General features: G+C 45.4%; 12 protein-coding genes. 9 read left to right on the top strand and 3 right to left on the bottom strand.

Annotation, left to right across the window (positions count from 1 at the left end):
* Positions 1-194 precede the first annotated feature (194 nt).
* Positions 195-2318 carry a molybdopterin-containing oxidoreductase family protein gene (locus tag B3S93_RS06305; protein WP_292748547.1) on the bottom strand — a complete coding sequence of 708 codons (2124 nt, stop codon included), beginning with the start codon at positions 2316-2318 and terminating at the stop codon, positions 195-197.
* Between the two features lie 440 nt (positions 2319-2758).
* On the opposite strand from B3S93_RS06305, the gene tpx reads away from it, so the two are divergent.
* From tpx to B3S93_RS06275, 6 genes are all read left to right on the top strand, one after another.
* On the top strand, positions 2759-3253 hold the full coding sequence (tpx, locus tag B3S93_RS06300) for a thiol peroxidase (protein WP_292403529.1): 495 nt from the start codon (positions 2759-2761) through the stop codon (positions 3251-3253).
* 132 nt (positions 3254-3385) lie between these two features.
* Positions 3386-4033, top strand: coding sequence for a hypothetical protein (locus B3S93_RS06295; RefSeq protein ID WP_292403532.1), 648 nt, complete (start codon positions 3386-3388; stop codon positions 4031-4033).
* Between the two features lie 156 nt (positions 4034-4189).
* Positions 4190-4654 carry a (2Fe-2S)-binding protein gene (locus tag B3S93_RS06290; protein WP_292403535.1) on the top strand — a complete coding sequence of 155 codons (465 nt, stop codon included), beginning with the start codon at positions 4190-4192 and terminating at the stop codon, positions 4652-4654.
* On the top strand, positions 4651-6969 hold the full coding sequence (locus tag B3S93_RS06285; protein ID WP_292403538.1) for a xanthine dehydrogenase family protein molybdopterin-binding subunit: 2319 nt from the start codon (positions 4651-4653) through the stop codon (positions 6967-6969). Before B3S93_RS06290 ends, B3S93_RS06285 begins: the two co-directional genes overlap by 4 nt.
* Before the next feature lie 2 nt (positions 6970-6971).
* Entirely contained in the window at positions 6972-7964 is a 993-nt protein-coding gene (locus B3S93_RS06280) for an XdhC family protein (RefSeq protein ID WP_292354279.1), read from the top strand.
* Positions 7965-8591 carry a nucleotidyltransferase family protein gene (locus B3S93_RS06275; RefSeq protein WP_292403541.1) on the top strand — a complete coding sequence of 209 codons (627 nt, stop codon included), beginning with the start codon at positions 7965-7967 and terminating at the stop codon, positions 8589-8591. It abuts the gene before it with no gap.
* Here the strand turns inward: B3S93_RS06275 and B3S93_RS06270 are convergent.
* Together B3S93_RS06270 and B3S93_RS06265 are read right to left on the bottom strand one after the other, a co-directional pair.
* Positions 8588-9319 (bottom strand): Crp/Fnr family transcriptional regulator, encoded by a 732-nt coding sequence (locus B3S93_RS06270; protein ID WP_292354283.1) that lies wholly within the window; start codon positions 9317-9319, stop codon positions 8588-8590. The genes B3S93_RS06275 and B3S93_RS06270 overlap by 4 nt on opposite strands.
* Positions 9320-9618: 299 nt before the next feature.
* Complete coding sequence (locus B3S93_RS06265) at positions 9619-9783, bottom strand: DUF1328 domain-containing protein (RefSeq protein ID WP_292354285.1); 165 nt, start codon at positions 9781-9783, stop codon at positions 9619-9621.
* A 212-nt stretch (positions 9784-9995) separates the two neighbouring features.
* Here B3S93_RS06265 and B3S93_RS06260 point away from each other — a divergent pair, with 212 nt between their 5' ends.
* The 3 genes from B3S93_RS06260 (at position 9996) to B3S93_RS06250 (ending at position 11013) form a co-directional block, all read left to right on the top strand.
* A complete protein-coding gene (locus tag B3S93_RS06260; protein WP_292354287.1) occupies positions 9996-10181 on the top strand; it encodes a hypothetical protein in 186 nt (61 codons plus the stop codon).
* Between the two features lie 79 nt (positions 10182-10260).
* A complete protein-coding gene (locus tag B3S93_RS06255; RefSeq protein WP_292354289.1) occupies positions 10261-10530 on the top strand; it encodes a DUF883 family protein in 270 nt (89 codons plus the stop codon).
* Between the two features lie 48 nt (positions 10531-10578).
* Positions 10579-11013, top strand: a complete 435-nt coding sequence (locus B3S93_RS06250; protein WP_292403544.1) for a phage holin family protein — start codon at positions 10579-10581, stop codon at positions 11011-11013.
* The last annotated feature ends 54 nt before the right edge of the window (positions 11014-11067 follow it).

Here is an 11067-nt window from a genome sequence, read left to right as displayed (position 1 = left end):
GGCCGCCTGCGTTGTATGAAATACATCCCTGTATTTCACCGCTACGCGGCCAGCTAAGCTGTTCAAATGAGTTCCAGACTCATTTGTCAATCACTTATGTAGGAAGGCTACACTGCGTGCTTTCCGCCTTGTCGGACACAAAAATAGCCGCCAGCAGTGGTGGATATGAAAGATAAACAAGCCCTAGGGCTTATTTATCTAATAGCCTCCACCTGCACCAGATTATCGGTGAAGGTTGGTGCATGCCCCATATCAACAAACTCTGCTGAACTGACACAGTTCACTGTGCCATTATTGCGTTGACGCCAATATCCCAGCGTAGCTACAACAATACCCGGGCTGACATCTTCGGTGATTTGTGCCTTGGCATCAAAACCACCCCGGTCATTAAATACCCGAACAGTATCTCCCTGCTGGATCTGTCTGAGATCGGCATCAGCAGCACTGATCATGACAAACTGATCGCCTTGTGCTTTAAGCTTGTTGTCTATGTTGGCGTAACAGGAATTCAAAAAGCCATGACTTTTCGGTGAAATGATATTCAAGGGGAAACGTTTAGCCAGTTCCGGATTGGTCTGTGGTGTTTCTCTTGAAGCCACATAATCCGGCAGGCTATCCAGCGGTTCACCAGGCTGAAAACCGTCATACATTTGTCTGAATGGGCCGGCAACAAAGTTGGTGGCATCATCAATACGGAAATGACATTTGCCGGTAGCCGTTGGAAAATTACCGGCCTTGTGCGGTGCCCGGTTATCTCGGGTGCCAACATTAAGGCGGGCATAACCATGTTCACGCAGATAGGCTAAATCAATTCCTTCACAGGCTGGAGAATCCCAGTCCACATAATTTTCCAGACACTCACTGTCATTCCATTTGAAGTTTTCTTCTTCATAACCCATTTTGGCTGCGAGCCGGCGGAAAATTTCATTATTAGGAATAGCTTCACCGGGAGACTCAACACATTTTTCGTTGTAGGTAAGATAGAGATGGCCCCATGACAACACCATATCTTCCATCTCGGCACCCATCGATGCAGGTAAAACGATATCGGCAAATGACGCCGTATCTGAGAGAAAATGTTCGGCTGACACCAAGAATAAATCTTCCCGCATCAGTCCTGCCACGATCTTGTCTGTTTCAGCCGCCTGGGTAACAGGATTGGCATTCCAGCACATCATCGATTTGATCGGAATATCCAGATTCATTTCATTGGTTAAGGCCCGGCCAATCTGAATGGCATTAATCACCCGCGTACCTTCAGGGATTAAATCCGGTCGGCAGATCACATCAAATTTGTAGGGATGTTCCCACACCGGGAACTGTAAAGCGCCACCGCCAACATGTCGCCATGCACCCACCAATGCCGGTAAACTGCTGATAGCACGAATAGCCTGACCACCACCATAATTACGTTCCAGGGCAACACCCAGACGGATGGCTGCAGGTTGCGTGGTGGCAAATTCGCGAGCTAACTGACGAATATTGTGAGCGCTTACTCCGGTAATTTCTTCGGCCCATTCTGGTGTTCTTTGTTTGGCCCGTTCGGCTAATTCTTCATAACCGACGGTGTAGTTATCAACATAGTCCTGATCTACCAAGCCTTCTTCGATGATGGTGTGCATCATTGCCATAGCCAGAGCACCATCGGTGCCTGGTCTTGGGGAAATATGCCAATCAGCTTCTTTAGCGGTTTTGGATTTGTACGGATCGATAACAATCACTTTAGCACCACGTTTCTGGGCATCTTTCACAATATGCCAGTGATGCAGATTGGTGCTGACGGAGTTACAGCCCCAGATGATGATGTACTTGGAATGAATAAAACTTTCGGGGTCCACACCGGCCGTCGGACCGACGGTTAACAACCATGCAGTGCATGAGCCTTCACCACAAAAAGTCCGCTCACAAACTGTGGCACCCATTTTGTTGAAGAAAGCATCACCACCGTTTAACCCGTGTACCAGGCCCTGATTGCCGAGATAGCTATAAGGGATAATGGCTTGTGGGCCATATTCTTCAATAATCGCTTTCCAGCGGTCGGTGATTTCGGTCAGTGCGTCATCCCAGCTGATTTGTTCAAACTGACCACTGCCTTTAGGGCCAACTCGACGCATCGGATGTAAAACGCGATCGGGATGATAATGACGTTTTTCGTAATCTTTGAGTTTGACGCACAATCCACCACGCGTCATTGGATGCTCGGGATTACCACGAACTGAGATTAACTGACCGTTTTCGACTTCATATACCATTGAACAGGTATCAGGGCAGTCATGCGGACAGCCGCCGTGATGGGTGGTTTTCATTACACTGGCCATGGCTATTTGCCTCCCGAGCTCATTATCAATAAGATTTTTTGACTATACACCAGACTGCCACGGGAATTTTGCCCGCTGTTAACCGCTAGTTCTGAGCTTACACCCTATTGTTTATATTGGAAAATTTATACATGATCCAACATTTATATAGCTTACTGATTTGAGATTTATGACGGTATATTTTGAGGGGTAGGATACATCGCAGTATCTTTTAAAATGTAGGCGTAAATTTGCAAGCTGTACATGTCAGTATGCTTAATTCGAAACCAACCCGGTTAACCAAGGTTAAAGACAATACTATTCTTCGTCTCTAGGGTGGAGTCACTATAGGGCTTCACATTAGCGAGTGGGTTTTCTTCTGCCGATATGCATAGATTTGACTTCCCAATGCTTGGGTGTAGGCTCGCTGTTCTGTTTGATAATTAGTAAGGAGGAACATCATGGCAACAGTTACTTTGAAAGGAAATCCATTTGAGACCGTGGGTAATCTGCCAAAAGTGGGCGATAAAGCGCCTAATTTTTCAGTAGTAAAAGACGATCTGTCTGATCTGAATTTAACGGATATCAGTGGTCGCATCGTACTGAATATTTTTCCATCCATTGATACTGACACCTGTGCAATGTCAGTTCGTCAATTTAATCAAAAAGCTACGGCGCTTGATAACACCACGGTAGTCTGTATCTCAAAAGACCTGCCTTTCGCTTTGGCCCGCTTCTGTGGTGCTGAAGGCCTGCATAAGGTTGAGGTTGGTTCAGCATTCCGTTCAAGTTTTGGTGAAGACTATGGCGTTACGGTTAAAACCGGACCGTTAAAAGGTCTGTTATCCCGTGCTGTAGTTGTCATTGATGAAAACGGTAAAGTTATTTACACCGAACAGGTAGCTGAAACTGCTGATGAACCGAATTATGACGCTGCTTTAAAAGTCCTGAATTGATTAACCTGTAGCGCCGGATAAAAAATCCCGATGCTGATCATCGGGATTTTTTTATGTTTGCTTGCTGCGCCTGCTGAACATTTTTAGTTATTGTTCTGTCCCAGAGATAGTGATTATTAGAGAACTGGCGATATGGATAATCTGGATCAACTTTTTGCCTCGGTGGCGGTGATCGCGGAGTTTCATCCGAAGCTGAAGGCTATCCGTTTCTGGCAGGACAGCAATACTTTAGAGTTCCATTCATCTGTTATTTTTTATGACCGGACGCTGGAACCCCGTGAAGAATTGGAGGCAGATATCGCCAATATAGCGACTCAACTGTCATTGGCCGCGTTACCGGATTATCATGCCTTTTGTGTGGATCTGGAGCATTTGTTTGATGGCGCGCAGCCTTCTGGACCAATAGCCCAACTGACCGACGTGGACTGGCGTACTTTTCGTAAAATTTCTTCGTATGCCCAGTACTGGAAACAACGCAGTCCGAGAGAAGTCAACAAACTGATTACCTTTGTTATGGCCGTTCCAGTATTCAGTCGTCTGGCAGGACAATTAATCGTGCAAAGTCATAATGCTACTGAAAACCAGATTTTTGAGCAGATAGCTCAGCAACAAGGTTCTTTTATCATGGGTGGCAAGCGTTTCCGGGAGCTATTTCGTCAGGAAATTGATACCGCTTATAACGAAGCCAAACTTTTGGTCTCAACATTTCGTGGCACCAAAACCGATGAAGCTCCTCGTATCGTGAATGGCATGTTGGAATCGATGGTGACTAAATCTTAGCCAGTCCAACAGCTTTTATATGCAACTTTACGATAAATTTGTACCGTTAATCTAACCATAATATGCAGCTGATAACGTTGTCAGCAGAACCAAGGACTTGAGACTTAACAAGCTCTAAGGCCCGTTACGTTTTCATTAATTACAGGAAAAGCTCTCATGAAATTATCAGTCAATGGCGAGAGCCATGAAGTTAATTTGCCTGAAGAAATGCCCATTCTTTGGACTTTACGCGATGTGCTGGGTATGACCGGCACTAAATTTGGTTGCGGAAAAGCACTGTGCGGTGCGTGTACTGTAATGCTCGATGGCCAGCCAATTCGTTCCTGTTCAACCCCGATAAAAGCAGCACAAGGCAAACAAATCACTACCGTGGAAGCCATCAGTAAAGATAAAGTTGGCCAGGCAATTCAGCAGGCCTGGGTAGAGCTTGGTGTGCCGCAATGTGGTTATTGTCAGTCTGGTCAAGTGGTCTCTGCTACCGCTTTATTACGCGATAATCCGGACCCAAGTGATGCTGATATTGATAATGCGATGAGTGGCAATATCTGTCGATGTGGCACATATAACCGAATACGAGATGCGATTAAATTGGCAGCCACCAACAACGGAGGTGCCCAATGAATACCTCACTGAAAAATGAAAGCCTGCAAACTGAAATCACTAATATCAGTCGCCGTAATCTGTTAAAAGGCTTTGCCTTAACGGGCTTTGTATTAGCTGTAGGCATGCCTTTTAGTGGTTTTGCAGAAGATGAAGAAGCACCTAAATATGGACGAGACGCCATGCCTCATGGCTGGGTCGATAATCCATTGATATTTGTTGCGATAGCAGAAGATGGCAGTGTAACGATTGTCAGTCATCGTTCAGAAATGGGGCAGGGGGTGCGCACCAGCCTGCCGATGGTCGTGGCTGATGAACTTGAAGCTGACTGGGATCAGGTCAACGTTATCCAGGCCCCTGGTGATGAAGAACGTTATGGAAATCAGGATACCGATGGCTCACGCAGTGTAAGACACTTCTTTATGCCGATGCGAAATGTAGGTGCAGCAGCCAGAATGATGCTGGAGGCGGCTGCGGCAGCTCATTGGGGTGTGGGTGTTGATGAGGTTTTCGCTGAAAATCACCAAATCAAACATCGGCCTTCCGGCAAAGTACTGGGTTACGGAGAGTTAGCAAAAGCCGCCGCAGCATTGGATGTTCCAGAACGCGAAACATTGCGTTTAAAAACCCCGGATCAGTTCCGTTATATCGGTAAACAATCTACCAGGCTGATTGATGGTGAAGATATTGTTACCGGCAAAGCTATCTACGGTATTGATGTGCAAGTTGACGGGATGGTGCATGCGGTAATTGCCCGGCCTCCGGTTTATGGTGGCAAAGTAAAGTCGTTTGATGACAGTGAAGCCATGAAAGTCCCCGGCGTGATTAAAGTCGTTACCTTGGAAGGCAGCCCACCACCTGCTGTATTTAATCCTTTAGGCGGTGTGGCCGTGATTGCTGAAAATACCTGGGCGGCCATGCAAGGGCGTGAAAAGCTGAAAATCGAGTGGGATCATGGCGAAAATGCCAGTTATAACACTGATGAATACCGCCAGAAAATGCTGGAAGCCGCTTCAAATTCTGGCGGAAAAGTACTCCGTAGCAGTGGTGATGTTGCAAAAGCGTTAGAAACGGCAGATAAAACTTACAAAGCAGATTATTACATTCCGCATCTGTCTCAGGCACCAATGGAACCTCCCGTTGCTACAGCCCGAATTCAGGATGGCAAATGTGAAGTGTGGGCACCCACCCAGGCACCGCAAGCCAGTAAAGATACCGTTGCCAAATGGCTGGAAATGTCACCAGAAGATGTCACCATTCATGTCACATTATTGGGGGGTGGCTTTGGTCGTAAATCTAAGCCCGACTATTTGGTCGAAGCCGCATTACTTTCCAAAGCAATGGAGGGTCGTGCTGTACAGGTTACCTGGTCTCGTGAAGACGATATACACAATGGCTATCTGCATACTGTTTCAATAGAACATCTTGAAGCCGCGGTGAATGCTGATGGTAGAACCACAGCATGGTTACATCGCACTGTAGCACCCTCAATATCATCAACTTTTGATGCGTCTTCAGTTCATCAAATGCCGATTGAACTGGGGATGGGGGTAATGAATATCCCGTTTGCAATCGACAACGTTCAAATAGAAAACCCGGAAGCCAAAGCTCATACCCGGATTGGCTGGTTCCGTTCGGTGGCCAATATTCCACGGGCGTTTGCGATCCAATCCTTTATCGCTGAAATGGCCCATGATTTGGATCGTAATCACAAAGCATTTTTATTGGAACTGATTGGACCGGCACGGAAAATTAATCCGGTTGAGCTGAACGATGAATGGAATTATGGGGAATCGCCGGAAAAATATCCTTTAGACACAGGCAGATTACGCCGGGTAGTCGAAGCGGTATGTGAAAAAGCCAACTGGGGACGTGACTTACCGGCTGGGCGAGGGTTAGGGCTGGCAACGCATTACAGTTTTGTCAGTTATACCGCCGCTATTGTAGAGGTAGAAGTTTCTGATGAGGGTGAATTAACCATCCCTAGAATAGATATTGCTGTGGATTGTGGGCCTCAGGTAAACCCGGAGCGAATACGCTCACAGATGGAAGGGGCCTGCATCATGGGTGTCAGCCTGGCCACCGTCGGTGAAATCAGTTTTAAAGACGGTGCGGTTGAACAGGATAATTTTGATAGTTATCAAGTGACTCGAATGAATGAATCGCCTCGCGAAATTCATGTGCATTTGTTGCCGATGGAAGATTTCAGCCAGCCATTAGGTGGGATAGGTGAACCAGGCCTACCGCCGATTGCGCCAGCATTATGCAATGCTATTTTTGCTGCGACCGGTAAGCGGATCCGTAACTTACCTATTCGCTATCAACTGGAAAGCTGATTATGGACAGTGTCGATCTTTCAGTCTTTAAAACACTGCAGAAATGGCTGGAAGCCGATTTGACGGTATGGCTGGTGACGGTGGTGAAAACCTTCGGATCCAGCCCGCGTCAACCGGGCGCCATGCTGGTTTTACGCAGTGATGGTGTGTTGGTCGGATCGGTTTCCGGAGGCTGTATTGAAGATGATCTGGCCAATAAAGCGGTGTCAGGTGAATTGCCAACAGAGCAGGCCAAAGTAATGGTGTATGGCGTAACACGGGATGAAGCTCAACGCTTTAATCTGCCTTGTGGTGGCACATTGGAGCTGGTAGTTGAGCCCGTTAAAAATAGCGTATGGGTAGCTGAAATTCTCAATGCAATTAATGGCCATCGATTAATAAAACGTGAATTAAACCTTTCTTCGCTACACACCCATTGCAGCGATGCCAAAGCAACTGATATTCCAGTGCAAATCACTGATCAGCAGCTATCTGTAGTTTATGGACCAAGATGGCGATTATTGATTATTGGGGCAGGTCAGACATCGGCTTATCTGGCAAATATCGCACAGTCGCTGGATTATCAGGTATCGATCTGTGAGCCGCGTGATGCAATGCGGGAAAGCTGGGACGTGGGTGGAGTAGAGCTGCTCAATCTAATGCCGGATGATGCAGTGCTGGCCATGCAGCCAGATGCACATACCGCCATTGTGGCACTAACACATGATCCCAAACTGGATGATATGGCGTTATTGGAAGCGCTCAAGTCAGCTGCTTTTTATGTCGGTGCTCTGGGAAGCAAAAAAAATAATGCCAATCGCCGTCAACGCTTGGCGATGTTTGATTTGTCGGCAATGGAAATTGAGCGATTGCATGGACCAGTAGGTTTATCGATTGGCAGCCGAACACCGCCTGAAATTGCTATCGCCATATTAGCCGAGCTAATTCAGCTAAGACGATCAACAATGGTCAGAAAGCCATTCAGGGCTGAAGAAGTTCAATCTGTGTGTAATTAAATGAATCAGCAAACGGCTCCCACCGGGATCATTCTGGCCGCTGGACAATCATCACGTTTTGGTGCGGACAAACTGTTACATGAGCTAACGATAGCGAACAAAAGGCAACTATTGATTCAACATACGCTGCAATTGTGGTGTTCTGTGTTTGATGAATTATGCATTGTAATCCGGCCGGATAATCCGTTGTTAAAAGAGGCAATTATTAGCTGGTCGGATCAACAGCATGAAAAAATTAATCTGATTGAAGCCGAGCAGGCAATGTATGGTATGGGCCACAGTCTTAAAGCCGCCATCTCCGCAACAGCGGGAGCTGGTGGCTGGGTCATCGGTTTGGCCGATATGCCACTAATTCCACACGCCGTATTACGGCAGATTTGTGAGAGCTTACAGCAGGGTGCCGGCATTACGGCACCCTATTATGATGATCAACGTGGTCACCCGGTGGGATTTAATAGCGTTTATAAAGATGAGCTGATGGCGTTAGAGGGTGATACAGGTGCCAAAAACCTGTTACAGCGAGAAGTGGATAAGATTCACAAAATTTTGACAATTGAAAGAGGGGTGTTAGCTGACGTTGATTCCATCGATGATGTGACTGTTATCGAGCGTTTAGGTAAGGTTTAGTCTTCTCTGGCCCAGTTGGAATGACTTTCTAAATAATTACGATCAAACCCAGAAATATCTATAAGACCTTCCAGATCCAGAATATGAATATCGCCATTATTCGACTCAAGTAACCCCTCATCACGCAGTACTTTAAAGGTACGACTTACATGTACTGAAGACAGGCTTAAGGTATCACCAATAATCGTTTGATTCATGGGTAATTCAAATTTGTCAGCTTCGACATTGAGCCTTACTTTCATCTCCACAATAAAGTGAGCCAGCCGCTCCACGGCGCTGCGTCGGCCGATATTAATGACCCGCTCAATCAGCATGGATTGCTCCCGGGCAAGGATCAAAAAAAATAAATCGGTCAACCGAGGCGCTTGATCGAAAATTTCAGTCAGACGCTGGCGTGGAAACGGGCAGGCTCTTACTTCCGTCAATGTACGGAATTCTGAAAGGTTTCGATCAAAACTGATTTCACGCAGACCTAGAATCTGGCCTGGCAGGAAAATATCCAATACCTGACGTTGTCCATCAGCAAGTGTGCGCATGGCACAGGCCCAGCCTGACTGGAGAGTGAAAAAACGTTCGGCTTTGCCGCCTTCTATAGCCATTGGCTGATCGGCCTCAAAATTTCGGGGATCTTTTTCCAATGCTTGTAACAAACTGATTTCATGTTGGTTGAGATCAGCGAATTTTTGAAACTGATGAACTATACAACTCTCAGTCAAAGGTGAGCTCATAAGCGTTCCTAATATCAACATAAGATAATATGATGGGGATGAAATATACCCCGGAAATATGCGAAGTCAATCTAATAAATTAGCGTTAATCCAAAAAAAAGACACCACCCGAAAAACGGGCGGTGCCAAAAGGTAACCATCTAACAATTTGGTGAGCATAGCCTACCAAATAAATTAAATGGCTGGGGTGACTTTATCTCATTTCGATCCTGCGCTATTACTAGGATCAGATTTATAATCTAACCCTTATTTTTTGTATTATTTATTTAAATTTTTAAATCGTTGGAGATTGGGTTAAGTTAAAGTGGTGGTCTACGGCCGGTGATAAAAAATATCAGTGCAAGCACCAAACCGATCACAAATAGAATCCATGCAATACTGCTTGCAGTTCCTGCAACACCACTTAAGCCTAAAACACCGGCAATAATTGCAATAATAAGAAATGTTAACGCCCAACTAATCATGGTATGTCCTTGTTAGAGTTGAATGGAGTTACACCATAGGATTTTTAAAAAAAAAGCTCCTTAACACAGGTTAAAGCGAAATTTAACTCAAAAAGTTAGCTTGAGAGTACACTTGAAAAAGTGAATCGAAAGATGTTTCACTGATTCAAAATTTATAATCAATTTATACACTTTTTACGATGTTTAATTTCTTTAATATGAGGTAAATGATTATGTTCCAAAATACCGATTCAAATTCATTTCGCTTTTTATCCAAAGTCTTGTTAATGGCTTTTGTTTTATCTGGTGCAGGTTTTCTCACAGCGTGTGAGGATCAAGGTCCAGCAGAAGAAGCAGGTGAGGCCATCGATGAAAGCGTTGAAGAAAGTGGAGACGCAATAGAAGAGGCAACCGATTAATTTTGAAGTAATCGGGTTAACACCGGTGTCTAAGATATAGCGGTATCAATCAGTAAAACTAATTCAAGGAGATAGTCAAATGGCAACTCAAGCTAGTAATCAGGAACTTCAGGAACAACTGGATAACTTACGTAAGGATTTTGCAGAAGTTACAAAGACGTTAAGAGAGATGACCTCCGCTTATGCCAAAGAGAGCCAGGACCGTGTTAAAGTCGCAGCAGGACAAGCACAGGACCAAGTGAAAGAGTCGTTTGGCAAAGTCCAAAGCGAAGTAGAGAGCCACCCTTACAGTAGTATGGCTGTCGCCTTTGGTGTTGGTTTGGTTCTCGGTAAAATTTTGGATCGGTAATTCCATTCCCATCTCAACTATAATGGAAACAAGCCACAGGAGAAATATATGGGCTGGCGATCAAGAGTACAAATTAATACTGTCGCGCTAGCAGTAGCAACACTGCTAGGCATATTTGCCCTTGGCTTCGCTGGTTTTGCTGTTTATCTTGCGTTATTGATTTATTATCCACCAGATATTGCTGCCATCATCACCGCGGGTGGTTATGTGTTAACTGCCATACTGGTGATGTTGGTAGCAAAGTTTGCTGTTTACCGCACAAAACAAGCATCACCAAGTTTCCAGACCTCCAATAAACCCGATGTAGATGATTTGGAGAATGTGCTGCAAGCAGTTATTACTCCTGCGCTCAGCAAGTTTGTACATCAGCATCCTGGTAAATCGGTTTTAGCGACTTTACTTGCCGGGTTGGTTGTCGGTTACAATGAGGATACGCGTAATAAGGCAAAAGACGTATTTAAGCGTTTCTTTGAAGAAAAATAATGCTTTTCTGACCCGCTAATTCGCTGGTCATCAAAAGTTATTAACATTCAGTTC

Origin of the sequence: Methylophaga sp. UBA3613 (assembly GCF_002375415.1) — a bacterium.
Lineage (GTDB): Bacteria > Pseudomonadota > Gammaproteobacteria > Nitrosococcales > Methylophagaceae > Methylophaga.
The sequence above is the reverse complement of the archived record's forward strand: the minus strand, read 5'-3'. Positions and strand labels throughout refer to the sequence as shown.

What these genes read in the sequence shown, in the direction of transcription:
- B3S93_RS06305 (WP_292748547.1), bottom strand. Translation starts at nt 2,318, where the DNA reads ATGGCCAGTGTAATGAAAACCACCCATCACGGCGGCTGTCCGCATGAC.
- tpx (WP_292403529.1), top strand. Translation starts at nt 2,759, where the DNA reads ATGGCAACAGTTACTTTGAAAGGAAATCCATTTGAGACCGTGGGTAAT.
- B3S93_RS06295 (WP_292403532.1), top strand. Translation starts at nt 3,386, where the DNA reads ATGGATAATCTGGATCAACTTTTTGCCTCGGTGGCGGTGATCGCGGAG.
- B3S93_RS06290 (WP_292403535.1), top strand. Translation starts at nt 4,190, where the DNA reads ATGAAATTATCAGTCAATGGCGAGAGCCATGAAGTTAATTTGCCTGAA.
- B3S93_RS06285 (WP_292403538.1), top strand. Translation starts at nt 4,651, where the DNA reads ATGAATACCTCACTGAAAAATGAAAGCCTGCAAACTGAAATCACTAAT.
- B3S93_RS06280 (WP_292354279.1), top strand. Translation starts at nt 6,972, where the DNA reads ATGGACAGTGTCGATCTTTCAGTCTTTAAAACACTGCAGAAATGGCTG.
- B3S93_RS06275 (WP_292403541.1), top strand. Translation starts at nt 7,965, where the DNA reads ATGAATCAGCAAACGGCTCCCACCGGGATCATTCTGGCCGCTGGACAA.
- B3S93_RS06270 (WP_292354283.1), bottom strand. Translation starts at nt 9,319, where the DNA reads ATGAGCTCACCTTTGACTGAGAGTTGTATAGTTCATCAGTTTCAAAAA.
- B3S93_RS06265 (WP_292354285.1), bottom strand. Translation starts at nt 9,783, where the DNA reads ATGATTAGTTGGGCGTTAACATTTCTTATTATTGCAATTATTGCCGGT.
- B3S93_RS06260 (WP_292354287.1), top strand. Translation starts at nt 9,996, where the DNA reads ATGTTCCAAAATACCGATTCAAATTCATTTCGCTTTTTATCCAAAGTC.
- B3S93_RS06255 (WP_292354289.1), top strand. Translation starts at nt 10,261, where the DNA reads ATGGCAACTCAAGCTAGTAATCAGGAACTTCAGGAACAACTGGATAAC.
- B3S93_RS06250 (WP_292403544.1), top strand. Translation starts at nt 10,579, where the DNA reads ATGGGCTGGCGATCAAGAGTACAAATTAATACTGTCGCGCTAGCAGTA.